The following is a 23,470-nucleotide window of genomic DNA, read 5'->3' as shown; positions in this document are numbered from 1 at the left end:
ATGCCAAGGGAATTTTGTAGAAATTCAGTTAACTAAACGTGGCCATAAAAAAGGTTCTGAGACTTTCATCCCAGAACCTGCTGAAGAAATATTTCATTTGTAACATAAGTAACTTACGTTGTAATTTTTGATTTATGCCGGTGTGTTTTGTGTGACCCGTTGTGCCTCTTCATTTGGTAACAACTTGTAATGAACGGCGTCAGTATCAGCCTCCGGAATCAGTGCCATCAACGTTTTTGTCTCATCAAACGGGCCAAGATTAATCGCCATTTGGCCATCCACCTGAGCCATTCCCCGCATGCCCCTTGTAATAAAGCGATGAATGTATTGCACCCGGTCTTGCCGTTCAGCAGCTAATTTCCCAGCTGCGGCGAGTGTATAACCGGTGTCCAAGTAGTACTTAATCATCGAAACCCGAACGAACGTTTTGAAGGTGTAGACCCGAGCCTGTTGGCCATCTTCACGTTCTTCCGACGCAATGAGTCCCTTCTTTTCCCAGTAGCGCAACTGTCTAGCTGATACATCGGTCATCGCAGCCAGTTCCCCAATTCGAAAAACCAACCGACGAATATCAAAAAATTCCCGTACTTCCTCCGTAAATTTAGCCACGATGTTCTCCTCCTCATGCTTGTAAACTTGCTTACCAATTATGTTAGATTTTACCAAGTAAACCGCTTAAATTGCAAGTTTATTGCGAAAAGTAACGATTTGTTTAAGACATTTAACGGCTTTGCAATTGCGCTGTTACATGATTGTCACATTACATTGGTACTCTTATAGATGTAAATTTCATGAGGGGTGTTTATAACAATGAAGAAAGTTATTAAAACAATTGCAACAGCAGCATTAGTTTTCGCAGGTTTCTTTGCATTTAACGCCGGTACGACAACGTCCGCTTCCGCAGCTACCAAGAGTACGACTAGCTTCAGCTCAGTGTACAAGGTTGCTAAGTCTCACTTAGGCGCACGTTACGTCTACGGTGCTACTGGTCCTTCATCATTTGATTGCTCAGGTTTTACTGGTTACATCTACAAAAAGGGTGCCAAGGTTACGTTGCCACGGACCGCTCAAGCACAATACAACTCGTTGAAGCACGTCACTTACAAGAATATCAAGAAGGGTGACTTAGTCTTCTTCGGTGGTAGCACGTACTCTATCTCCCACGTTGGGATGTACATTGGCAAGGGTAAGATGATCGATGCTCAAAACCGTGGTGTCGTTCGCGAAGCCGTTCATGCCCCATGGTGGCACGCTGTTGGTTACGCACGTGTTAACACGCCGGTTGCTACTGACGCCGATTAACCCGTTTCATAGTTCAGTAAACAAACACCTCATGAAATCAACTGAACGTTAAAGTATTATCGCGTTGCGCATAAGCATTTGGCTTATGGCAACGCGATTTTTTTATTCAAAATCAGTTTACTATTGGCGCGCTCCGGGGGACAGAGTAAGCCCACTGTGGGGACACTTCAACCAAAGACTGGGCTTCTCGCTCGATTTGAAGCCACGATAAACCCGTGTCTTCAAAGTCGCCCATAGCCTAACCTAGCAAGGAACGCTAGCTAACGCTATTTTCACGGCTGGCCCACCCTGTCCACCTCCGGCTTAGACTGTCTTAAATGTAACCGAAAAATATGATAATTGGCGGTTGGTGTATGCTCACGTAAACATGGCACCATAGCTGATCAATTGCTATCTCTTATTTAATTAAGAGCAACCGTTCAATACTCGTCTAACAACCGTAACAGACTGACTGACTGACCAGACTATCATCAATATCAATACCTAGGACGATCGCCCAACCTCAGTAACATTAAGCTAACTGCTAGTTAAACTCACAAGATTGACTCCGTCCTTCACAACCATTGGAGCCGGAGGTAGTCTGGACTGGGGCTCAGCGGTGTCGACGGTGTTAGTTCGCGTTTTTGCGGACTTACAGCGTGGGACGCGTTTGAAGACTCGGTGGGGTTTCCGAGGCTTCAAATCGAGGATAAAGACCGCCCTTTGGCTTTATCCGGTCCCCACGCTGAGCCCTAGTCCTGGCTGCCGGAGGTGGCAATTATTGTAAATGACTGGAGCTCAGCGGTGTCGACGGTGTTAGTTCGCGTTTTTTTCGGACTCACAGCGTGGAACGTGTTTGAAGACTCGGTGGGTTTTTCGAGGCTTCAAACCGAGGATAAAGACCGCCCTATGGCTTTATCCGGTCCCCACGGCTGAGCCCCAGTTCTGGCTGCCGGAGGCGGCAATTACATCACAACTCACAACAGTAAAAAGGATGCGCAATCAATCCGATCACGCATCCTTCATCAATTTACAAAACCTATTTAACTTGATACTGAACCGTCCGGTGTTGAATACCAGCTTCTTCAAATGGCTCGCTCACTGGTTCAAATCCCAGTTGCTGGTAGAAATTTAGCGCAGTCAATTGGGCATCCAGCTCGATCCGACTGACATCAGACTTCTTGGCATCGCTGATGATCTGCTTAATGAGTTCTCCAGCATACCCGTGTTGGCGTTCGTCAGCCACCGTAGCCACTCGTTGAATCTTGACACGATTCCCAGCCAGCATATCAATTCTGGCCGTCGTGACTGGTTTATCATCCACGTAGCCCACGTAGTGCATCTTATCCTCGTCAGCGCCATCTAACTCGTCGCGGGGGTCAATCCCCTGTTCTTCAATAAAAACGTCCTTACGGATACCTAAGGCATCATCATAGACGGGGTTCATTTTACCCCAAGCCATTCTACATTCCATCAAATCGTCCTCGCTCCTAATCTTTCTGATTATAACTCAATACTTTAATGTCATCGGGCGTTAAGGAGAGCTTGGTCACACTCCCGTTAGCTGGCCGAACACTCAGGTCATACTTCCCCTGACCATAACGTTCCATCAGACTAAGCAACGTATTGCCGTGACTGATTACCAGAACATTATCGCCATCCTTTAGAATGGGATTCTGCCGAATCATGTTAAACCCCTGGTCGACCCGCGCCCAATACTCCTCGTTATTTTCGGCCTGACGGAAAGGATCGGCCTCCTTCAAGAAGTCTTTCGCCTGACCAATTGAATACTTTTCTTCAATTGCTTTAAACGACGGAACACCGTGTGGGGCCCCAGCAACGTACCACGCCTGAGCCATGTCAGTTCCCTCGTAATAACCGTAAAACTCTTCTCTGAAGAAATGGGAAGACGTTAGATCAGCGGATGGTTGCGACAGGTTCGCCGCTAAGATGGTCCGAGCCGTTTGCTCAGCCCGCGTGGTGTCACTACAGTAAGCTGCGGCAAACTGGACATCCTTGAGCCGTTCACCGGCCCCCTTGGCGTCCGCGATTCCCGCATCCGTCAGCGGAGAATTGCTCCAACCCTGTAATTTGTTATAGATGTTGAAATAAGTTTGGCCGTGCCGAACCAAATAAAGCGTGATTTGCTTGTTCATAACGTTTCCACACCTTTCCGTCTGAATTACCTCTAGTGTACCAAATTATTCTGCGATAGCGGTTACAATTTCGCAACCCACTTAAAATTTTCCTAAACTTCCTCCCGAAAGCGTCAAGGCCCGTCCCAATTTGCTACGATGATGAAAATGTGCCAAAAACGGAGGGCAACCTATAACACCCGTAACTATGGTAAAATAGGACTACTTATCCGTAAACGAAGGAGCGAAATTACGTGGAACGTTTCAAAAAAATATGGGCCAGAACAGGGACCCGCATGGGGTTTGTTACCCTGATGGTCGTCCTGTTTTGGGCGAAGACCCTAGTCGCCTACTTCGTCGACTTCAACTTAAATCTGAGTGATCCGTTTCAATTTCTAATTGTACTGATCAACCCCATTGCTGCCACCCTATTGGTATTTGGGTTGGCGCTATACTTTAAACGGGCACGATTCTTCTATCCCTTTTTATTTTTAATCGATATTCTGAATACCCTGCTACTCTACATCAACGTCATCTATTTCCGAGAATTTACCGACTTCATGACGGTAAGCACCATGCTGGGGTACTCCAAGGTCGACCAAGGCCTGTCAGGAAGTTCCTTAGCCCTGACCTCACCCCACGATATTCTGTACTGGTTAGACCTCGTGATAGTGCTCCTGTTACTGGCGACTCGCCGCATCTATATCGACCCGCGGCCACTGAATAAACGGGTCGGTTTTGCCGTAACTTCCGTTGCTATTCTCCTCTTTGGGGTCAACCTAACTTTAGGCGAAATGGACCGGCCACAACTGCTGACCCGGACGTTCGACAGAACCTATGTTGTGAAATACTTAGGCCTGGATGCCTTTACCGTTTACGATGGTATCAAGTCCGGTCATACCAGTGAATTGCGCTCTCACGCGAAGAAGTCCGAGTTAACTGGAATTCTTAAGTACGTCCACAAAAACTACGCGGCGCCCGATAAGAGCCTGTATGGTGTGGCGAAGAAAAAGAACGTCATCGTCATTCACTTGGAGAGCTTCCAACAGTTTTTAATTAACAAAAAAGTCAACGGCCAAGAAGTGACACCGTTTCTCAACAAACTCTATAAGAGTAAAGCAACCTATAGCTTTGACAACTTCTTCCACGAAGTCGGCCAAGGTAAGACGTCCGACGCGGAGACTATGTTGGAGACTGGAACTTACGGCCTTCCTCAGGGATCGCTGTTTACGCAACTAGGAAGCGACAACACTTTCCAAGCCGCCCCTGCCATCTTCGACCAGTCGGGATACACCACCGCCGTCTTCCACGGAAACGTGGGGAGCTTCTGGAACCGGAACAACACGTACAAGAACCTCGGTTATCAGTACTTCTTCGATGCCAGTTACTACGACACTTCCGGCGATAAATCGTTGGGTTATGGGTTGAAAGATAAGTTATTATTCAACGACTCCGTCAAATACCTCCAACACCTGCAACAACCATTTTACGTGAAGTACCTGACCGTCACGAACCACTTCCCGTTCACTCTGGACAAGGAAGATTCAACGTTCAAGACACCGAATACTGGCGATAAGACCGTTGATAACTACTTCAAGACGGCCCACTACCTCGATCAGTCCATCAAGGAATTCTACAGCTACTTGCATAAGTCTGGCTTGGACAAAAACTCACTAGTTATGATTTACGGGGACCACTATGGTATTTCCAATTCATCCAATAAGAGCCTTGCCAAGTTGCTGGGAGTCGATCCGGACGATTGGAACGACTATGACAACGCTCAACTCCAACGGGTACCAATGATGTTCAATATGCCTGGCTACAAGAAGGGTAAGATCGAACACACCTATGGTGGCGAAGTTGACGTCTTACCGACCCTGTTGCACCTGATGGGAATCAATAGTAAGAAGTACCTGCAATTTGGGACGGACTTACTCTCCCCTGGCCACTACCCCGTCGTCGCCTTCCGTAACCGCGATTGGGTCAGCGCTGATTACACATCGATCGACGGGACCATTTATAGTAACAAGACCCAGCAGGAGATTCATCCAACTGGTAAGCAGCAGGAAAAAATCGAAGCCATTCAGAAACACGTGACTACTGGGCTGAACTATTCCGACTCCCTTAACCAGAAGAACCTCTTACGCTTCTACCATCCTAAGGGCTTCAAGACGGTTGATCCTCAGGACTATAACTATTCCGATGGTCTACAAAAAGCGGAAAAGCTGGAAAAGAAACTGGGCTTAAAGTCCACGAGTCTCTTCTCCAGAAATGGTGACAAGTCCACGCAACCGTTCTACAAGACGGACGCGCCGGAGATCCATCATAAGTCCACCGATTCTAATCGAATCAAGATTACCAATCAAGATGACACCAGCGGCAAATAACTGCTGCTCGAGCAACGAAAAGAAGCTGTCCGTTCGATCTTATGATCGTGCGGACAGCTTCTTTGTCGTTTAGAATAAACACGTTTATTGTTTAGGGGTCAACGATGTACTGTGAACCGGCCCCCGGCGGTCAGGGAAAAAGTTGGTCATAATGGCCTGAACTGCCACTGGTGCTTCCCCGTAACCAGTCGCAATCAATGGTTGTTTCCCCCGATACATGACGCCATCCCCAATGGCATAGATTCCCGCAACGCTGGTGGCCATAGTCGAATCCACCGCAATCAACCGGTGATCCTCCGCCAAGTCGACGTCCCAAGCATCCAGTGCCTGGTGGTCTGCCGTAAATCCATAACTGACCACCAATTTATCCACCGTCTGATGGGCTAATTCCCCTGAGCCACCCACGGTCTTCAGTGTCACATCTAAGGCGCCGTTGGCCGTTTCCTGCAAGCCACTGATTAAGAAGGGGGTCACCACTTTCACAGGTGATTGCTCGAGCAGATCCACCATGTGGGCCAAGCCCCGGAATTGGCTGCGCCGATGTAACAGGGTCACGGCCTTGGCCACGGGCGCCAACATCAGGGCTTGGTCAATGGCCGCATCGCCGCCACCCGCGACCATAACCTCCTGATTGCGAAACTTTTCAAGATTCCGGGCACTGTAAAATAGCTGATGATTGGTAAATTGCTCGGCGTTTTCAACATTCAATTTACGCGGGGTAAAGGCCCCGTTACCGACCGCCACAATGACGGCCCGGGTCTGAGTCGTCTCCTGGGCCGTCGTCACCGTAAACCCGTTTTCATTCTGGGAAACGTTAGTCACCGCCTGCCCCGTCTTGATGGTTAACGGAAATTGCTCTAACTGTTGCCGTTGCCCAGCAATCAGCTCGCGCCCCCTAATGGCGGGTAATCCAGCAACGTCTAAGATTGTTTTCTCAGGGTACAACGCATTCACCTGACCACCTAATTCAGCTAGGCTCTCGACCACCTGCGTCTTGGCGTTGTGCATCCCGGCGTAAAAGGCGGCAAACATGCCGGCGGGACCTCCCCCAATGATGGTAATGTCATAAGACTCTATCATTTAACTGATCTCCGTTCTCTCTATCTCTTATCGTATCAAGGAGGTGACTTTCATGAAGCATCAACGTGGATTAACCGTTATCGTCACAACCTTGCTTGTCTTAACTGGTCTAATCGGTTGGTGGAACAGTCGCTGGTCTGCATTGGCCACCACACGGGTCCCTCAGACCCGTACGGCCACCCTCTTCTTGCCAGGAAATAGTGGTGCTTGGCTCTCCGTTCGCAGTATGGTCGTCAGCTTGAATCGTCCGGAGCTCGCCACATTTAGCCTAACCGCCCGGGTCAGTTACGCTGGTCACGTCTCCTGGCAACAGCACGCACCAGTCGCCGCCAACAACCCGCTCGTTCCCGTCATTTTTAAGGACAACACACATCCTCAAAAACAAGCTCGCCAGTTACGAACGGTCTTGCAGCAGTTGCATCAACGGTATGGCGTGACCCACGTCAACTTCGTGGGCCATTCCTCCGGCGGAACGATTGCCTACGACTATCTGAATCATCAATCCCAGGCCCCCGTTACGGTCAATCGCTGGATCTGTATTGGGGCAGATTTTCCAGAAAGAACGGGGCTCAGAACAGCTGAACCCCAGTTACACATCCTAAATTTAGCCGGCAACATTGGTCGCACAGACAACGACAGTGAAGTTCCCGACAACACGGTTACCCCACTGGCCAGACTGGTTCAAGGTCACGTGGGGAGCTACCGTTATGAACCACTACACGGTCCTATTTGGCAAATGCAGCATTCCCTGTTACATGAAAATCCGGCATTGGATCGCAAGATGATTACTTTTCTCTATCCACCGAGCTGAGTATTCTTGAGGATCCGTTGGCCCTGTAAGGTTCGTGCCTCACGTAAGCCCGCATTAATCAGGACAAAAATCGCGACCCAACCAACTGCAATCAAGACCCACTGTTGCAGGTAGAGAATATCTAACAGGGCAAAGGGCGCGTTCCAATCCCATAACGCATGGAGGGCAATCGCCAACAAGTAGAACCGCAGAAATTTCGGGGCCACCATGTTACTCCCAGTAATTGGCTGGTGACGCTCCTTGGCCAGAATAATGGCCGCCCCCATGATGGCAGACCAAATCGTATGCGTCCCAATTGCTTGCCAACTGCGCATCAGCAGCGTGACCAGACCATATTGTCCGGTATACCCTGCCGTCTCAAAGACCGCAAACCCGGCACCAATAGCAGCACCAGTCAGCAGACCGTTAAAGATATAATTCAGTCTAAATTGGTTAATAAAGTAAGCGATGACTAACATCTTGGCTGTTTCTTCAATGAAACCAACAACCAATGCAGACTCCCAGGATGTCCCGTTTCCCGATGGAATCAGAGAATACAAAATCATGGTCGCAATCAGCGACAAAATTCCACCGACTAGAAAGACGGTCATCAATTGATAGACTGAGATATTCCGAAAAACATTGATTTCAAAAAACATGATCAACAAGGAAAATGGCACCGTCAACGAACCAATGAAAATCATCCCCGGTACAGCGTTATTACTTCGGAAAACTAGAAATAGCAGCGCTAGCAACACGAAACTGGCTCCGAGTAATGCAAAAACTCGTGAGAATAACCACGGCTTGACTGGTGCCGCCGATACGGCTTCTAAGGATGGCGTGGTTTCTTTGGTGCCGACGATAAATAAAGCTTCTGAATCGTCTAAATCGTGATGCTTAAAAACTTCTGAGAACATTTGAAATAGGTGGATTTCAACAACCTTATTCTCTCCAGTCCACTCATTCATTTCCTTCGTTGCATCATCCAGCAAATGATTGTGGTACTCAAAATGCCGCTTTACCGGTTTTACAGACTGTTTATCGGCCATGACCGAATTCCCCCTCAATGGTAAATCTAACCTGGTTTCTATCTTACCGTGAACGGCCAATTGCTTCAACTTGGTGACTTCGTGAGCTTGATAAATGTAACCAGTTACATTACACTTAGAGTAGGCTTTTTAGCTAATATAGGATCAAAGGGGAGACAATTATATCATGGCAAAACGTAAACTGATTTTAGACTTAGATACTGGTATCGATGATTCACTCGCAATTGCTTACGCATTGGGTGCTCCTGATGTAGATTTGATTGGGATTATCGGTTCTTACGGGAACGTGCTCGTCGAAGCCGGTGGCCAAAACTCTTTGAAGATTTTGGAACTGCTTGGACACACTGATATCCCTGTATATCTGGGTGAAAGTCATTCCTCAACCAGTGATCACTTTGATCGGATGCAAGTTAGTGCAGACATTCACGGTGAAAACGGAATTGGCCAAGTCGACTTACCAGATCCACAACGGTCGATTGAAAAGGAATCCGGTGTGGACTTCCTGATTGACGCCGTTCACAAGTACGGCAAAGACTTGACGTTAGTTCCTACTGGTCCAATGACCAACTTGGCTGCTGCCATCAAGAAGGCCCCAGAAATCGCTACGGAAATTGGCAACGTCACCTTCATGGGTGGTGCTTTAACCGTTCCTGGTAACGTTACCGCTTATGCCGAAGCGAACATCAACCAAGATGCCGAAGCTGCTAACGCTGTTTTGACGAGCCCATTGCACTCAACGATGGTTGGCCTGGATGTTACCCTGCGGACCCTGTTGACTAAGAAGGAAACACAACAATGGCGTGACTTGGGGACCGTTGCCGGTGAAAAATTTGCTGACATCGTGGACTACTACATCCAAGCCTACGTTGACGTTAACGACAACCTGGGTGGCTGTGCTTTGCATGACCCACTGGCTGTTGGGGTTGCGTTGGATCCTAGCTTCGTTACCACGATTGACTTAAACATGGTGGTCAACTACAACAAGGAAACTTACGGTCGGACTATCGGTGATGATAACCGGTTAAACGAACCTACTAACGTTAAGGTTTCTGTCATGGTCGACAAGGATCGTTACCTGAAGACCTTCATGGAATACCTGACGAACCTGTTCAAGCAAAACTAAGCTTTATCCCAAATACTTATTTCACTGAGAGTCCTGGATATTTGTCCGGGACTTTTTTGTTGTTCGGTTCTAATGCCGGTTCCGGTTGTCAGGGTGGGTGCCTGCTGTGGGGCCGCCTTCAGCCAAAGTTCGGGCTTCCGGCTCGACTTGAAGCCCCACCAAAACCCATGTGGGTCTTCAAGCTCGTCCCCTGTTACTGACCTGGGCTCGCCCAGACCAGTAACACCGACACAGCAGGCCGCCACCCTGACAACCTTCGGCTACGTTGACCTAAACAAAAGCGGTCCGTAGCCTCTATGTTCCAGGTAATCCTACTAACCGACCTTTTCAATAGCTCATCAACGTTAACTTAGCCAGGCCGAAATGGCTTAAGCACAAAAAAAGGTGACTGAAATAATTTCAGTCACCAAACAGATTCATCTAATTAGCTCTTGTAGTTAAAGTTCTTGATCATAGTGTTCACGGCGTTATTCGTATACTTCGTTACCGCAGCTTGTTTATCAGCAGCTGGTAAGGAGTCGAATGCTTCCGTGTAAGCCTTCTTCATTGCTGGCTTCACATACTTGTTTGCGTAGCTCTTAGCTGGACTAGTCTTAGTCTTCGTGTAGCTGTATGTCTTCCCGGTAGTTCCTAAACGCCGGTTAAACTTGGACCCAGTTAACTTAGCAGAGAACTTCGTGGAACTCTTCTTAGTCAGCTTAAAAGTATAGGCCTTTTTCGCCAGTGACGTTGTGGTCTTACCCTTCGTGGTCTTGAACTCAATCAACTTGTACTTAGTGGTCATCGTTCGCCGGTTCTTACTGAACTTCACGGAAGTTGGCACACCGTATTTCACGTTCGCGTTCTTACCGTTAAAGTCACCAAAGATCAACATTTCACCAGTCTTTTTACCAGACTTGTAGGTCTTGAAGTAAAACGCCGTCTTGGACGTCGCATTCTTATAGTAACGTTTCAAGTCGGTATTCGTGAAAGTTGGCTTGGTTTTAGCACTAGCAACGGTTGGTGCAACTACCCCACCGAGGGTACCCAGCGCCACTGCCACTAATCCTAGCTTAGCCATAAAACGTTTCATAACCCTTGTCCTCCTTAATATTCATCCTATACATCATTTATAGTGCCACTTCATTAACTAAATTGCAAGCGTTTCACTTAACCTAATAATTCCGGGAACTTCTCCTGTAGGTAAGCCGCAATTCCTGCCTCATTATTTGATTTTGGTGTGATATGGTTTGCAGCGGATTTGACCTCCGGCTGACCGTTTAACATCGCGACACCATCACCTGCTGCCTTAATCATGCCCAAGTCATTTTCAGCATCACCAAACGCCATCAGGTCATCGAAGTCCCAACCAAAGTGAGTTAACAATTGGCCTAAACCAACCGCCTTATCCATGCCAGCTGCCAAGAATTCCAGAATTTTGGGCTGTGACCGAACCACGTGATATTCCTGACGCAGGCCCTCACCAATGGTGGCAACCACGTGATCCAAGGTTTCAGGGTCCGTAGCCATAACCGCCTTACTAAATAAATGATCAGGTAAATCGTCAAATTTTGTGGGCGTAAAAGTCATCGGCGCCTTCAACATCTTTTGATAGATGGAAGGTTTCAAGTCAGCTACCGGATAAACCTGTTCAAAATCCAAAATATCCAGAGGGTACCCATTCTCTTGGGCAAACGCGTGGAGGGGTTCAAAATCAGTCCGACTTAACCCACTCTGTGCCAGCTCATCTTTGGTCGTATTTTGAATAACCAGTGCCCCGTTAAACGTAATCGTAAAGTCCTCTTCCGTGGTCAACCCCAATTGTTCCAGGTAATCCCAGATTGCATTGATTGGTCGGCCAGTGCAGAGAACCACCTTGATACCTGCCGTATGCAGCTTACGCAACGTTGTCACGTTTTCTTCGCTGATTGTTTTATCTGTATTCAGTAACGTCTCGTCTAGGTCGAGCGCAATCATTTTAATCATTCGTCTTTGGCCTCCATTTACCTTCCAGTTTACACGTAATAGGTTGTGAAATAAACCGCAATTAGGATAAAAGGTCTTGACGAATAAGTGCGACAATCTGCTGATTTTCCGGCAGGTCAGCATGATTAGCGTTTGCTCCAGTCACCGTAATTTGCGTAAAATGCTTCACCTGATCTTGAAATATATACTTCCCGCGATTCACACTGTCGAACGGGACGATACCATCGCTCGCAAATGTTTTGCTCCCAGCAATGGAGTAGACCGTTGCATTGCGTGGTAAGTTGGTGCGGTCGCCACTCAGCTCCTTGAACAGGTCAGTGTCGACCGCAGCATCCTGCTCTTCCAAATTAAATGGTGTGGCAATGGTCATTAACCGATCAATTTTGGTCTTAGTCTTTGCCAGGTCATGTTCCATAAACAATGTCAGAACCAGGCCACCATTAGAGTGGCCCATAGCCGAGAAGTGTGTGAAATGATACGTCTTTTCTAAAGCCTGAAAGGCCGTCGCAAACCAGACCGCCTGCTTGCGAACGTTGACGGGACCATCTCGATGATTTTGAAACCCCACCACGATGAACGGCCGCTCGTCCCCTTGCTTCAAATTTCCACTGTATTCCAAGCGACCATTTGTCATGACCTCAACCCGTAATAGACTATGGGTCGTTGGTGATTCCCGGTTCAACTCCTTAACTAACGCATTGAACCGATTCTGGGTCGCACTTGAACCGGGGACGAAGAACACCGGTGCCATTAGGCTTTGATAGTTAGCCCGCACGATTTTCTCCTGATGTGGTTGCCACCAAAATCCCGGTAAGCACAGCACTACCAACAACAATAAGACTGCCCAAAGTCGGTGCAAATTTGTATGCCGCATCTTAAGCCACCTCCCCGTCTAATTGCCGGTGAGCCGCTTGCACCAATTTAACAAAGGGATAATAAATTGCCGTACTTAAGATTAAGTCGGCCAACGATAAAGCCAGTGCGGTCCAACTACCACCAGTTCCCAGATAGGCCTGCAACGGTCCCGGCGTCCCAGTCAATAATGGATATGCCACCGTAGGAACCCATTTAAGCCGGATACAGAGCCAGCTAAGTGTAATACAGGCACTTGGAGCCAGAATGAATGGAATACTCATCAGGGGGCTTAAAATGACAGGTAAGCCGACCATCATGGGGGCATTAAAGTTTCCCAAGGTTGGAACCAGACTCAGCCAACCGATTCGCCGTTGCCACGCCGTGGGGCGGCTCAAAAATAGTGCCAACAATAGTGCGAGCATCATGCCCGTTCCACCAACGTTGGCATAAACGCTGACGACCGTATGCAGCGTTAGCGGATGCGGCAACTGCCAGCCACGATGTGCCAACACGGCTGCTAAATTCTGGGCAGATTCAATTGATTGCCCGCTGCTTGCTGACAACGGCCCTAGAACCCCCAACCACTCAAAGGCCCCATTTAAAACGCAATATCCCAGCAAGCCCAGAATGAAATGGGGCAAGCGAAACGGCCACCGAATGATGCTGGCAAAAGCAGAATTGAGACTAACCGTCTGTGTGCTGACCCAAAGCAAACCTAAAGCTGCCATCACAACTAACCAAGTGCAGGTGATGACCAGCGTACTTGGAATCTGTTCCAAGTCTGGTGAACGATGACCGAGTGCCCAACGGTAACCATTTCCCACGAGTACTCCCACCAAAATACCGACTAGAATTCCCTGAATCCCCAGGTCAGTCGCCACCCATTTGATCGTGTGACCACCCAGAACTGAGGTCCGAGTCACGTTAAAAAATTTCAGACTAATCACGGCAATCGTTCCGGCCATCAGGCGATCCGTCATGTGCCGGGTCACTGGTACCACCAGGTAAAAGCTCACCGCAAATGCCATTAAGATTCCGGCCAATCCCAGGGTACCCGCGCCGATCAATCGCAAATACTGCCGTAGAATTTTCACTTGAAACAGCCACCGCGCCACGTGCAGTGTTTGATAGTAATAGCCATCCGTTCGTAACCAGGACTGCTCCAAGAAATCCGCCAGACTCCCCAATAAAATAATGGGGAATATCAACCGTAACGCTTGGCGAATGGCACTGATCTGCCGGTTACGGTAAAAACGCACCTCACCATTGACCAGCCTCATCCCCAGTTGTGCTATCCTATCCGTCATCGCTACTCGCCCCCTACTCCCAGCGAGTGTACCCCCTACCCGTGACTCAGGGCGCCAACTTTTATTTGATACGGAAACTAGCCACTCAAACTAGCCATTCAGCAATCTGCGCCATGACCGCGCCCTGCTCATTTGTTCCTTTCAAATGCGGCTGTGTTGCCAGTTCAGGTGCAGCGTTGGCCACTGCGAATCCCTGACCCACCAGCTGTAACATGGTCAGGTCATTTCCAGAATCGCCAAAAGCAGCCATTTCTGCTGGCGTGATGCCCCACTGCTGGCCAAGAAAGGCCAATCCTGCGGCCTTACTAACCTGGGGGAGTGAGACGTTCATCCCCCCCAAGCCACTGCTAACACCGACTAATTCGCCGGCAAAACGTGTATTGAACGCTGCAACTTGCGCCACGACGTCCGTCCTCAGCCACGTAATATCAAGCTTCAAAATAGCCGCGCTCACTGTCGTTAAATCTACCACCGAAGTCAGACTGGGATAAAATTCGCGGGACTCTGCAAACCGCTGACTGTCGGCCGGCAACGTCGTATATGCCCGCTCCGCACCGCAAACAATGATGAAGCAGCCCGCCATAATGGGCGTCATTTCCAGCCAAGAGACGGCCGTCTGCCAATGTAACTGGGGTAAGGTCGTCATCTGAAGCTGACTACCACTGGCGGTGGTGATCAAGGCGCCATCCTCAACCACGTAGGTTAACTGTTCTCGGTTCCGCAACGGGGCAAAGAGCGCCTGCACATGGTCCAAGGGATCGCCAGTCGTCACAACAAATCGGCTGCCCCGAGCCTTCATTTCGCCCAATATGGCATCAAACTTCTGACGATTATACGCCCCATTTACATCTAAAAAGGTGCCATCTAAGTCCGTGGCAATCAGTCTTGGTAGCATCTACTCAACCCCTCCGTCAAAATAACATGACCCAATCATACCTGGCCCATCGAAACCAAGCAAGGCAGGCCGCTTACAAATAAAATCATACTAACCTAACCCCTTGGGCCAACCAACGGTAGCATGATTTCCATCGGAATTGTAATTATTTTGGCCACTTTTGTAGATTGTGTTGACAGATTCAATAAACATCTGTATGATTATGGCTATTGGAGGGATACCTATGGATCTCGCAACATTAACACTATCTGAAATTGAACAGGGGTGGCACACCACTGCTACCGCTTATATTTGCAATTATTGTGGTCAAGACTTTCAACAAGATCAGGTCTTCCACCTACACGATGCCTTTTACCCGGCCGCTGAAATGATCAATCACCATATTCAATCAGCCCATCCGGACGCCATCAACCAACTCATTCAATCGTCATCCAAATACAACACGTTGACCACCAAGCAACGTGATTTACTCGTTGCATTTAGTCAAGGTGTCAAGGATGCCACAATTGCTCAGGACAACCACGTGGCAGCCGCCACCATTCGTCACCAAAAATTTACGTTCCGCGAAAAGGCCAAGCAGGCCAAGCTCTACCTCGCTATTTATAATCAAGTCTTCAATAACCCTGAACGAGATACCCCCATCGCACTGCCACTAGCAACCCAAGCTAACGGCCCCATTGCTATTACACAGCGTGACTATCATCAGATCCTTCAAAAGTATTTCGAGCCTGGCGATAAGTTGCGGCTCAAACGCTGGCCTAAGCAACACAAGGCCATCTTAGCGGTATTAAAGCGGGTGAGCTTAGAAATTCCAACGACCCAGCATTTTACTGAGCGCACCATGAACGACCTGTTAGTCCCAATCTTTGACGATTACGTCCGGTTACGCCGCTACCTTATCGACTACGGATTTCTGGCACGGACCGCGGATGGTCAGGACTATTGGCGCCTCACTTTTAAGGAGTAATCATGGACAAAAAAGAACGCATTCGACAATACAAAGCGACCCCGACCAAGTACGGCGTCATTCAAATCAAAAACACCAAGAATGGTAAAACCTTCATCGACACCGTTGCCAACACGCATAATCGTTGGGGATATTATCGCCTCAACCTCAACAAAAATTTCTACCGGACCAGTCCGCTGCAAGCCGACTGGAACACCTTTGGCGAGTCTGCCTTCACCTACGAAGTCCTGTGGGAAGAGGAAACCACCGAGGTGACGAATCTCAGACAAACACTCAAGGACCTCAAACAAACTTGGCTCGCTAAATGTCAGCCTGCCTATAACCAAAAATAAGGAGTTTTCATGACAACCATTAATACCAACTACCACCCAATCAACCAAACAACTTGGCCGCGCCGCGAGTATTTCTATTACTTTACTAAAATGATGCCCACCGGTTTCACCGTCAACGCCACGATTGATATCACAGCAACTTTAGACTGGGCTCATCGTCACGAAGTCAAGTTCAACGCCGCCTACCTTTTTCTAGTTAGCCAGGTGCTGACGCGCCATCCAGAATTTCGCGTCGGCATGGTCGACGATCAACTGGTTGAATTCGACGTCGTCCATCCCTCATACAGTGTCCTGCATGAAGATGATCACAGTATTTCTAGCCTCTGGACGGCATACAGCCCTAACTTTTCCCAATTCTATCAAGACTACTTGCAGGATATTAAGCGTTTTGGGTCCCAACACACGCCCATGCCTAAAGCACCACAAAGCGCTAACCTCTACATGATCGGTAGTATTCCCTGGCTGGACTTCACCAGTTACACGCCGCTACCATTCACGCCACTCAATACGTACTTCCCGGTCATCCAGGCTGGGCAATATACGACAAAAGGCGGTAAGACCACTATGCCGCTCTCATTTACCATTCACCATGCCGTTGCCGATGGCTATCATGTCAGCCAGTTCTATCAGGATTTACGGGATGCCATGGCCCAACCTGAGGCTTGGTTAACGACTGACTAATTACTTCAAACTAAACTAGAACATAAAAAAGAGTTGAGACTTTTGTCTCAACTCCTTTTTGCGTTCTAAACATATATAGCTAAAGGTTGAAAGTTCGAAAACTGTTATCAAACCAAGAATAGTAAAGCATTATCGACTTAAAATTAGTCTGACATGCTGCTGTAACTGTACGCCTGATTCATCAACGAACGAGTCTCCGTGAACTCGTTCTCATCGTGCAGAACGACCGTGATGACCCGGTGCTTACCGGTCTTTTGACCAGTCCCAACGAAACAGTAACCAGCCAATGGCGTGTATCCTGTCTTCAACCCATCAACGTTAAGGGCAGCCTGATAGTACTTCCGCCCCTTTAACAGGTTGTTGTAGTTGTAGGTCAATTGGCCATCCACCGTTTTAGACCCAACGGAACCGTCAGTCAAGATTCGTGGATAGTCCTGAATCAAGTGGCGCGCAATCAAGGCCACATCCTTGGCCGAAACCATGTTGGCGTTCGCACTCCCGTACGCGTAGCCAAAGACCTTTAAATCACTGTTTTCCAAACCTGAGGCGGATACAAAGCTGGCCTTATCCAAATTCCAAGTCTTAGCTTGCGCGTTCATTTGTTGAATGAACTTCGCGTTAGAACCGGCCACCCATTGCCCCAGTGCGATAGCGGCATTGTTTGACGAATCCAATAGTGCTGCGTCGTAAAGGTCCTTAACCGTGTACTTATGACCGGTCTTGAACAGGAACCCGCCACACGACGAACTTTGACTCATGGAAATCAAGCCCTTGCTACTGGTATCAACAACTTCATTCCACTTGCTGGAACTACCATCGACTTTTTGGAGAACCAGGTATAACGTCATTAACTTTGAGACGGAAGCAATTGGCCGCGCAGTATTAGCACTCTTTGACCAAACGGCCTTCCCCGTCGTATAGTCCATGGCGATGGCATTCTTAGAGTACTTCAAGCCAAATGGTGCTTTCCCCTTAGTCAGGTATCCGTGCCAGATCCAGCCCTTAACGGACCCAGCCTTGTTCTGAACGTAGTAGTAAATCCCCTTGGAATTTGCGTGCTTCAACGTCGCGTGTTGCGTCACGTACCAAGTCGTGTTCGGATAGCCCTTCATCGTGGCGATCCGACGATTGTGTGCCTTATTATAAATGGCCCCCGCGGTACTCTTCTTGTGATAAGCAGCTTTCGTCACGTTGGTCGTGGAAACCGTGGTATATGTAGCGGCGTGTGCCGTTGTCCCCGTGGCTACGGCCCCACCCAGGGTCACCGTGAACAACACGGCCAAAACGACCCCTTTAAACTTAGACATTCCCATAACTATTCCTCTTTCCGATTATAATCGTGTAAATTATCCAAAGGTCAGCTTAGCACGTGGCAGGGCCGTCTCACAAGCTCTTCAATCGTTTTGTAATCTGCTTGTTGGGGTCGTAACTATTTCGTAATCCACCGGTCAGGGACTGAACTAATTAATTTACTAAGCAACTCAAATCACCCACCTAATCGTTAGACAGTTCAACCAAAAAATCGCGTCAACCACAGTGATGGTTGGCGCGATTTTGAATTGTAGGACAACGTTCAGTCCCCTATTTCATTTACAAATTTATCCTGCTGAAATCGGTTCTAAAAGACTCATTAGCTAACTGCTTTATTCGCCGTTTAGTTAGCCATGCTACTGAAGCCATACACGTGATTCATCAGTGAACGCGTTTCAGAGAACTCGTTTTCATCATGCAGAACCACCGTAATTACCCGGTGCTTGCCAGATTTCTGACCAGTCCCGACAAAGCAGTAACCAGCCAATGGGGTGTACCCGGTCTTCAGCCCATCAACCTTCAGTGAAGCTTGGTAGTACTTCCGACCCTTCAACATATTGTTGTAGTTGTAGCAGAGTTGTCCATTGACCCGCTTGGAACCAACTTTACCGTCCTTCAGAACGCGAGGGAAGTCCGTCATCAAGTGGCGGGCCATCAAGGCAACGTCCTTAGCAGAAACCTTGTTGGCATTGGCGGAACCATATTTATACCCAAATTGACGAAGGTCACTATTTTCCAAACCAGAGGCGGAAACGAAGTGAGCGTGACCCAACTTCCAAGCCTTGGCCTGTGCGTTCATCTTCTTAATGAACTTGCCATTACTACCGGCCACCCATTGGCCCAAAGCAATCGCGGAGTTGTTCGAAGAATCCAGGAAGGCCGCGTCGTAGAGTTGCTTGACCGTGTAGCTGTGGTTCAGCTTAAAGTGAAAGCCACCGTAGGCAGAGGTCCGACTCATCCGAACAAGACCTTTACTCTTGATTTTAATCTTTTTGTTCCAGTTGCTACTCTTACCGTCGACCTTCTTCAAGGTCAGGTAAAGCGTCATAATTTTGGAGACAGATGCAATTGGCCGGGCCGTGTTGGCATGTTTGGACCAAACAACTTTCCCAGTCTTGGCGTCCATAGCTACCGCAGCCTTCGCCTTTTTTAAGACAAATGGCGCCTTTCCCTTCTTCAAATAGCTGTGCCAAACCCAGCCTTTGACGCTCTTCTTACTGTTGTTCACGTACAGGTAAATCCCCTTGGTCTTGCCGTGCTTCAACGTCGCTTGCTTGGTGGCATACCAAGTCGTGTTGGGATGGGCCTTTAAGTTGCTGACCTTCTTGGTGTGCTTCTTGTTAAAGATGGCTCCCTTACTACTCTTCTTATGGTAAGCCGTCTTCTTAATTTTCTTGGTTGAAACCGTCTGATAGCTAGCAGCGTCAGCAGGTACTTCCTGACTGACGACTCCGCCAACTGTGACGGCGGCCAGGAGCACCACCATGCCCCGCCGAATACGTAAACTTGTCATGTCATTGGTCCTTTCCGTTCTTTAAATAATTAATGCAACTAACTATTACATTAGCACTATTTTAGGTGAAGGAACAGAGGCGCTACTGCTTTGTAACCGCCTTGTTTATCCCGTAATGTTCTTGTAAAGAACCTTTTCAGCTTTGAACCACTAATGCCCTAGACCAGGTTGCTACGACGAATGGTTGCAATTCACAGATAAATTGGTTACGCTTAAGTCATTCAAATACGACTGGGGTGCCATCGCGGCTGAGAACAAACCCATTGAACCTGATCTGGTTAGTACCAGCGAAGGGAACGCGTACCATAAAGCTATTCAATGACCCCCACTAACGAGATTTAGTGGGGCTTTTTTTAGCTAAAGGGTACTCCAGCGTACACTTTTAGGAGGCTACATATCATGAAAGGCTGGCACGTTCGCGACATTATTTTCGTCACTATCTTAGCAATCTTTATGGGGACCATCTTCTTCGTCACTGGCCCACTCTATACCGTTCTGGCAGCGGCATTAGCACCTGCTGGATTACAACCCCTAGCCAATGAATTACTCCTTGGCATTTGGGTCATGGCAGGTCCATTGGCTGGATTTATCATCCGGATTCCAGGCTCAGCCACTTTAGGGGAATTTTTGGGTGCCGTCGTCGAAATGTTTTTCGGCGGTATCTGGGGGGCTAGTACCTTGATCTCCGGTGCGCTCCAGGGAATTGGTTCCGAGCTAGGCTTTGCCCTCACTGGTTACAAGCACTACGGCTGGTTCACGCTAGCCCTCAGTTCACTGACCACCGCCATTGTCACCTTTGGCTGGGACATGATCAAGAATGGCTACGCCTCCTATCATCTAGGCTTCATGGCACTGCTCTTCGTTGTCCGGCTACTCTCGATTTTCTTCTTTGGTGGCGTCCTCACCAAGTTGATTGCAAACCTGTTAGTTCGTGCTCACGTGTTACCTAGTGCCGCGCACTAATTGTTATTGGAGGAATTTGTTTGGCTACTGTCACGATTGACTCACTGACTTTCACCTACCCTAAGCGGACACATCCAGTATTGGATGATTTAGCCGTTACCTTTCCAGCAGGAAAATTCTCACTGCTGACTGGGGTTTCAGGTGGTGGCAAGTCAACTCTTTTAAATTTAATTGCAGGTCTCACGCCGCTACCAGCTCCCGGCGCCATCCGATTTGACGGTCACCCCCTAGCCGAGATTCCTGCAACCAAGCGTGCCAATACTGTGGCGATGATGTTTCAAGAACCTAGCACGCAGTTCACGATGGATACCGTGGAAAATGAGCTCCGGTTTGCCTTAGAGAATCAACGGGTGGCTGCTACCGACATCCCCGCCGCCATTGATGAAGCCCTCAATTTTGTGGGTATTGCTCAGTTGAAACACCGCATTCTGATGCAACTTTCTGGGGGCGAACAGCAGAAGGTCGCCCTGGCAATCATCGTCGCCATGAATAGTGACGTGATTTTGCTGGATGAACCCTTTGCCAGTATCGATCCGCCCACGCGGTTGACGCTTCTTCAAAAGTTGATGACGCTCTGCACCCAGCAACATAAGACCGTCATTTTGGCAGACCACGACCTGAGTGGCTACGCCCACTGGGTCGACCACCTAGCCGTTCTAGACGCCGGTCACCTCACTTTACTGTCAACGGAAGAAACACAGGAACGGTTTGCGGCATTCACACCAGACCGCTTACAACTGACACGGGTGACCCCACCGCAAGATACTGAAACCGTGTGCCTTCAAGGAACGCAACTGGGCCTGTTCAGCGGCGAACGAGAACTCATTCATCCCCAAGACCTCGCCTTCTTTGCGGGGCAAGCCACGTTAATCACCGGGCCAAATGGGAGCGGCAAGTCGACGCTTTTTCGGGCGCTGGTTCGTCTGAGCCACTACCAAGGCACATTGACGTATCAAGGACAAGACATTCAAAAAATTTCACGTAAGTCATACGCGCGCCAAGTGGGACTCATGTTTCAATCCGCCATGGCTCAATTTCTCAATGTGACCTTGGATGAAGAGCTGACCCTCTCACAAAAGAACGGCAATCGCGCCTACTTTACACCGGAACGGGTGACGCAACTCTTGGACCAGTTGGGTCTGACCCAGCACCGGAACCAAGTCATCTACTCACTGAGTAGTGGGCAACAAAAGAAGGCCCAACTACTCTGCATGTTAATCATGGCGCCTCAAGTCTTATTGTTAGACGAACCCCTCAAGGGCTTGGATCTAGCTTCCATTCAAACCACGATGCACATTCTGACATCAGTCCAGCGAGATCTAGGTCTCACCCTGATTCTGATCAGCCATCAGCTAAGCGGGTTAGACGGCCTCGTGACCCACCATCTACGACTGATGGATCACCGCTTACTTTATGAGGGGGTGACTGAATGAATCCGACATTAAAATTAGCGCTCGTCTTAATTATTGCACTAGAAATTTCCTTCACACAGGTTTGGACCGTAAACGTTGTCCTACTGGTCGTTTGTTTTATCTTAATGATTGCTTACCGAGTTAAAATAAAACGCCTGCTATGGCTAACCCTAGTCCCCTTATTCTTTGCAACAGCCTTAGTTTGGTCACTGAGTCTCCAGGGGTCGGCTAGCGCCCATTTTCTCATTGTGATTTTCACCCGAATGTTTGTGTACGTCTACATGGGCGGCGTTTTCACCCAAACAACTGAACCTTTAATGCTGACGCGTTCACTAGAACAAAACGCCAAACTTCCCAGTAAATTTGCCTACGGATTTTTGGCGGCTTTCAATCTGATGCCCAAAATTCGGACAGAAGTGGCCACTATCCGTGCAGCTGCGTTGATGCGGGGCCAAGTTCTCCACGTATGGTCGCCGCAGCTATACTTTAAAGTTATCCTGGTGGCCATGAACTGGTCCGACCAACTGGCATCAGCCATGGCTTCTCACGGCTTTGTTGAAGGGGCCCCACGCACCCACGCCGTTAGGGTCCCCTTACCCACGTGGAATTGGTGGGCCTGTGCCGTGAGTCTGTTAGCTGTCCAACTGGGCCTTTTCTTGGGACTACCTTAACCAACTTAACAAAGGAGTTTTTTAATGTTTACTGATCAAGCACATGAACAAACATTGGCCAGTTGGGCAGCGTCCAAACATCATCCCTTCATCCAACAGCTACAGGCAGGGACTCTGCCGATGGACACCTTCCGTTATTACCTGATTCAAGATCACTACTACCTACACGAATTCGGTAAGGTCCACGACCTTGCCGCTGACCAAAGCACGGACGCACAGATTGCTCAACAACTGCGGGTAGGCGCAGAGCACCTCCGTCAGGGAGAGATTGCCATTCGCCAAACCTTCTTTGACCGGTTAAACATTACTCCGGCTGACATTGCTGCCACTCCGGTTGCACCTACTAGCTACGCATACACCAGCCATCTCTACCGCGCGTTAGCGACCGCCGGGACTGCTGGCGCTGTGGTAGGGTTACTCCCCTGCTACTGGCTCTATGCAGAGATTGGTGCCAGCCTTGCCGGAACCGGGTCACCCGTTCCAATTTTTCAGGCTTGGATCGATACCTACAACGCTGACGATTACACCAACTCAATGACTGACCAGTTGGGTCTGGCCAATGCGGTTGCCACCCCAGCTAACACGGACCAATTACTCGATATCTTTGCTAAGAGTAGTTGGTATGAACTCAAGTTCTGGCAAATGGCGTTAAATCATGAAGATTGGTCACTAACGACGCCATCACAAGCCACCCCATTTTCATAAACGTCTTCATAGGCTATAATGTAGACACCGCAACAGAGAAAGAGGTGT

The 23,470-nt window shown here is 48.7% G+C and carries 23 protein-coding genes and 1 riboswitch; of the genes, 11 read left to right on the top strand and 12 right to left on the bottom strand.

What is annotated here, in order from left to right:
- Positions 1-132: 132 nt before the first annotated feature.
- A complete protein-coding gene (locus EKM75_RS05475) occupies positions 133-609 on the bottom strand; it encodes a MerR family transcriptional regulator (protein ID WP_125692781.1) in 477 nt (158 codons plus the stop codon).
- A 201-nt stretch (positions 610-810) separates the two neighbouring features.
- Here EKM75_RS05475 and EKM75_RS05470 point away from each other — a divergent pair, with 201 nt between their 5' ends.
- The gene (locus EKM75_RS05470) at positions 811-1,302 is read left to right on the top strand and encodes a C40 family peptidase (protein WP_125692779.1); all 492 of its coding nucleotides are present in this window, start codon (positions 811-813) and stop codon (positions 1,300-1,302) included.
- A 1,018-nt stretch (positions 1,303-2,320) separates the two neighbouring features.
- Here EKM75_RS05470 and EKM75_RS05465 read toward each other — a convergent pair.
- Positions 2,321-2,755, bottom strand: a complete 435-nt coding sequence (locus tag EKM75_RS05465) for a GNAT family N-acetyltransferase (protein WP_125692945.1) — start codon at positions 2,753-2,755, stop codon at positions 2,321-2,323.
- A 16-nt stretch (positions 2,756-2,771) separates the two neighbouring features.
- On the bottom strand, positions 2,772-3,437 hold the full coding sequence (locus EKM75_RS05460) for a histidine phosphatase family protein (RefSeq protein ID WP_125692777.1): 666 nt from the start codon (positions 3,435-3,437) through the stop codon (positions 2,772-2,774).
- Positions 3,438-3,712: 275 nt separating this feature from the next.
- On the opposite strand from EKM75_RS05460, the gene EKM75_RS05455 reads away from it, so the two are divergent.
- Positions 3,713-5,803, top strand: a complete 2,091-nt coding sequence (locus tag EKM75_RS05455; protein WP_125692775.1) for an LTA synthase family protein — start codon at positions 3,713-3,715, stop codon at positions 5,801-5,803.
- A gap of 84 nt (positions 5,804-5,887) precedes the next feature.
- Here the strand turns inward: EKM75_RS05455 and EKM75_RS05450 are convergent, their stop codons facing one another.
- Positions 5,888-6,883: an NAD(P)/FAD-dependent oxidoreductase gene (locus tag EKM75_RS05450; RefSeq protein WP_125692773.1), complete on the bottom strand. Its 996-nt coding sequence runs from the start codon at positions 6,881-6,883 to the stop codon at positions 5,888-5,890.
- 52 nt (positions 6,884-6,935) lie between these two features.
- Between EKM75_RS05450 and EKM75_RS05445 the strand changes: the two genes are divergently transcribed.
- Entirely contained in the window at positions 6,936-7,694 is a 759-nt protein-coding gene (locus EKM75_RS05445; RefSeq protein ID WP_125692771.1) for an alpha/beta hydrolase, read from the top strand.
- Here EKM75_RS05445 and EKM75_RS05440 read toward each other — a convergent pair.
- Positions 7,679-8,722, bottom strand: a complete 1,044-nt coding sequence (locus EKM75_RS05440) for a PrsW family intramembrane metalloprotease (RefSeq protein ID WP_125692769.1) — start codon at positions 8,720-8,722, stop codon at positions 7,679-7,681. The two genes, EKM75_RS05445 and EKM75_RS05440, sit on opposite strands and share 16 nt — an antisense overlap.
- 166 nt (positions 8,723-8,888) lie before the next feature.
- On the opposite strand from EKM75_RS05440, the gene EKM75_RS05435 reads away from it, so the two are divergent.
- Entirely contained in the window at positions 8,889-9,845 is a 957-nt protein-coding gene (locus EKM75_RS05435; RefSeq protein WP_125692767.1) for a nucleoside hydrolase, read from the top strand.
- Positions 9,846-10,269: 424 nt separating this feature from the next.
- Here the strand turns inward: EKM75_RS05435 and EKM75_RS05430 are convergent, their stop codons facing one another.
- From EKM75_RS05430 to EKM75_RS05410, 5 genes are all read right to left on the bottom strand, one after another.
- Positions 10,270-10,917 (bottom strand): hypothetical protein, encoded by a 648-nt coding sequence (locus tag EKM75_RS05430; RefSeq protein ID WP_125692764.1) that lies wholly within the window; start codon positions 10,915-10,917, stop codon positions 10,270-10,272.
- A gap of 77 nt (positions 10,918-10,994) precedes the next feature.
- Entirely contained in the window at positions 10,995-11,810 is an 816-nt protein-coding gene (locus tag EKM75_RS05425) for a Cof-type HAD-IIB family hydrolase (RefSeq protein WP_125692762.1), read from the bottom strand.
- A gap of 61 nt (positions 11,811-11,871) precedes the next feature.
- The gene (locus EKM75_RS05420) at positions 11,872-12,684 is read right to left on the bottom strand and encodes an alpha/beta hydrolase (RefSeq protein WP_125692760.1); all 813 of its coding nucleotides are present in this window, start codon (positions 12,682-12,684) and stop codon (positions 11,872-11,874) included.
- A 1-nt stretch (position 12,685) separates the two neighbouring features.
- Positions 12,686-13,972 (bottom strand): PTS transporter subunit EIIC, encoded by a 1,287-nt coding sequence (locus tag EKM75_RS05415; RefSeq protein WP_125692758.1) that lies wholly within the window; start codon positions 13,970-13,972, stop codon positions 12,686-12,688.
- 85 nt (positions 13,973-14,057) lie between these two features.
- The gene (locus EKM75_RS05410; RefSeq protein ID WP_125692756.1) at positions 14,058-14,867 is read right to left on the bottom strand and encodes an HAD-IIB family hydrolase; all 810 of its coding nucleotides are present in this window, start codon (positions 14,865-14,867) and stop codon (positions 14,058-14,060) included.
- A 223-nt stretch (positions 14,868-15,090) separates the two neighbouring features.
- Here EKM75_RS05410 and EKM75_RS05405 point away from each other — a divergent pair, with 223 nt between their 5' ends.
- The 3 genes from EKM75_RS05405 to EKM75_RS05395 are packed head-to-tail and all read left to right on the top strand — an operon-like array spanning position 15,091 to position 16,847.
- The gene (locus tag EKM75_RS05405) at positions 15,091-15,834 is read left to right on the top strand and encodes a DUF2087 domain-containing protein (protein ID WP_125692754.1); all 744 of its coding nucleotides are present in this window, start codon (positions 15,091-15,093) and stop codon (positions 15,832-15,834) included.
- 2 nt (positions 15,835-15,836) lie between these two features.
- Positions 15,837-16,166 carry a GIY-YIG nuclease family protein gene (locus EKM75_RS05400; protein ID WP_125683077.1) on the top strand — a complete coding sequence of 110 codons (330 nt, stop codon included), beginning with the start codon at positions 15,837-15,839 and terminating at the stop codon, positions 16,164-16,166.
- Between the two features lie 9 nt (positions 16,167-16,175).
- Positions 16,176-16,847 carry a chloramphenicol acetyltransferase gene (locus tag EKM75_RS05395; RefSeq protein ID WP_125692752.1) on the top strand — a complete coding sequence of 224 codons (672 nt, stop codon included), beginning with the start codon at positions 16,176-16,178 and terminating at the stop codon, positions 16,845-16,847.
- A 143-nt stretch (positions 16,848-16,990) separates the two neighbouring features.
- On the opposite strand, the gene EKM75_RS05390 is transcribed toward EKM75_RS05395, so the two are convergent.
- Together EKM75_RS05390 and EKM75_RS05385 are read right to left on the bottom strand one after the other, a co-directional pair.
- On the bottom strand, positions 16,991-18,160 hold the full coding sequence (locus EKM75_RS05390) for a serine hydrolase (RefSeq protein ID WP_125692750.1): 1,170 nt from the start codon (positions 18,158-18,160) through the stop codon (positions 16,991-16,993).
- A 341-nt stretch (positions 18,161-18,501) separates the two neighbouring features.
- The gene (locus EKM75_RS05385; protein ID WP_125692748.1) at positions 18,502-19,671 is read right to left on the bottom strand and encodes a D-alanyl-D-alanine carboxypeptidase family protein; all 1,170 of its coding nucleotides are present in this window, start codon (positions 19,669-19,671) and stop codon (positions 18,502-18,504) included.
- A 222-nt stretch (positions 19,672-19,893) separates the two neighbouring features.
- Positions 19,894-19,985: riboswitch (TPP riboswitch) on the top strand.
- Positions 19,986-20,070: 85 nt separating this feature from the next.
- Here EKM75_RS05385 and EKM75_RS05380 point away from each other — a divergent pair.
- Genes EKM75_RS05380 through tenA form a run of 4 tightly spaced genes read left to right on the top strand, consistent with a single transcriptional unit; the run spans position 20,071 to position 23,422 of the window.
- Positions 20,071-20,634, top strand: a complete 564-nt coding sequence (locus EKM75_RS05380; protein ID WP_125683069.1) for an ECF transporter S component — start codon at positions 20,071-20,073, stop codon at positions 20,632-20,634.
- 20 nt (positions 20,635-20,654) lie between these two features.
- A complete protein-coding gene (locus tag EKM75_RS05375; RefSeq protein WP_125692747.1) occupies positions 20,655-22,067 on the top strand; it encodes an ABC transporter ATP-binding protein in 1,413 nt (470 codons plus the stop codon).
- Entirely contained in the window at positions 22,064-22,717 is a 654-nt protein-coding gene (locus EKM75_RS05370) for an energy-coupling factor transporter transmembrane component T family protein (protein ID WP_125692745.1), read from the top strand. Before EKM75_RS05375 ends, EKM75_RS05370 begins: the two co-directional genes overlap by 4 nt.
- Positions 22,718-22,741: 24 nt before the next feature.
- Entirely contained in the window at positions 22,742-23,422 is a 681-nt protein-coding gene (gene tenA, locus EKM75_RS05365; protein WP_125692743.1) for a thiaminase II, read from the top strand.
- The last annotated feature ends 48 nt before the right edge of the window (positions 23,423-23,470 follow it).

The sequence above is a fragment of the Levilactobacillus tongjiangensis genome (genome assembly GCF_003946345.1).
In the GTDB taxonomy this organism is placed as follows: domain Bacteria; phylum Bacillota; class Bacilli; order Lactobacillales; family Lactobacillaceae; genus Levilactobacillus; species Levilactobacillus tongjiangensis.
Note: the sequence above shows the minus strand (reverse complement) of the source record. Positions and strands in the feature narration are given on the sequence as shown.

Excerpts from the sequence above, each read along its gene's own strand:
- EKM75_RS05420 (WP_125692760.1), bottom strand. The coding sequence starts at position 12,684 with ATGCGGCATACAAATTTGCACCGACTTTGGGCAGTCTTATTGTTGTTG.
- tenA (WP_125692743.1), top strand. The coding sequence starts at position 22,742 with ATGTTTACTGATCAAGCACATGAACAAACATTGGCCAGTTGGGCAGCG.
- EKM75_RS05390 (WP_125692750.1), bottom strand. The coding sequence starts at position 18,160 with ATGGGAATGTCTAAGTTTAAAGGGGTCGTTTTGGCCGTGTTGTTCACG.
- EKM75_RS05470 (WP_125692779.1), top strand. The coding sequence starts at position 811 with ATGAAGAAAGTTATTAAAACAATTGCAACAGCAGCATTAGTTTTCGCA.
- EKM75_RS05400 (WP_125683077.1), top strand. The coding sequence starts at position 15,837 with ATGGACAAAAAAGAACGCATTCGACAATACAAAGCGACCCCGACCAAG.
- EKM75_RS05455 (WP_125692775.1), top strand. The coding sequence starts at position 3,713 with ATGGGGTTTGTTACCCTGATGGTCGTCCTGTTTTGGGCGAAGACCCTA.
- EKM75_RS05445 (WP_125692771.1), top strand. The coding sequence starts at position 6,936 with ATGAAGCATCAACGTGGATTAACCGTTATCGTCACAACCTTGCTTGTC.
- EKM75_RS05425 (WP_125692762.1), bottom strand. The coding sequence starts at position 11,810 with ATGATTAAAATGATTGCGCTCGACCTAGACGAGACGTTACTGAATACA.
- EKM75_RS05370 (WP_125692745.1), top strand. The coding sequence starts at position 22,064 with ATGAATCCGACATTAAAATTAGCGCTCGTCTTAATTATTGCACTAGAA.
- EKM75_RS05385 (WP_125692748.1), bottom strand. The coding sequence starts at position 19,671 with ATGACAAGTTTACGTATTCGGCGGGGCATGGTGGTGCTCCTGGCCGCC.
- EKM75_RS05440 (WP_125692769.1), bottom strand. The coding sequence starts at position 8,722 with ATGGCCGATAAACAGTCTGTAAAACCGGTAAAGCGGCATTTTGAGTAC.
- EKM75_RS05410 (WP_125692756.1), bottom strand. The coding sequence starts at position 14,867 with ATGCTACCAAGACTGATTGCCACGGACTTAGATGGCACCTTTTTAGAT.
- EKM75_RS05465 (WP_125692945.1), bottom strand. The coding sequence starts at position 2,755 with ATGGAATGTAGAATGGCTTGGGGTAAAATGAACCCCGTCTATGATGAT.
- EKM75_RS05430 (WP_125692764.1), bottom strand. The coding sequence starts at position 10,917 with ATGAAACGTTTTATGGCTAAGCTAGGATTAGTGGCAGTGGCGCTGGGT.
- EKM75_RS05450 (WP_125692773.1), bottom strand. The coding sequence starts at position 6,883 with ATGATAGAGTCTTATGACATTACCATCATTGGGGGAGGTCCCGCCGGC.
- EKM75_RS05395 (WP_125692752.1), top strand. The coding sequence starts at position 16,176 with ATGACAACCATTAATACCAACTACCACCCAATCAACCAAACAACTTGG.
- EKM75_RS05435 (WP_125692767.1), top strand. The coding sequence starts at position 8,889 with ATGGCAAAACGTAAACTGATTTTAGACTTAGATACTGGTATCGATGAT.
- EKM75_RS05380 (WP_125683069.1), top strand. The coding sequence starts at position 20,071 with ATGAAAGGCTGGCACGTTCGCGACATTATTTTCGTCACTATCTTAGCA.
- EKM75_RS05415 (WP_125692758.1), bottom strand. The coding sequence starts at position 13,972 with ATGACGGATAGGATAGCACAACTGGGGATGAGGCTGGTCAATGGTGAG.
- EKM75_RS05460 (WP_125692777.1), bottom strand. The coding sequence starts at position 3,437 with ATGAACAAGCAAATCACGCTTTATTTGGTTCGGCACGGCCAAACTTAT.
- EKM75_RS05405 (WP_125692754.1), top strand. The coding sequence starts at position 15,091 with ATGGATCTCGCAACATTAACACTATCTGAAATTGAACAGGGGTGGCAC.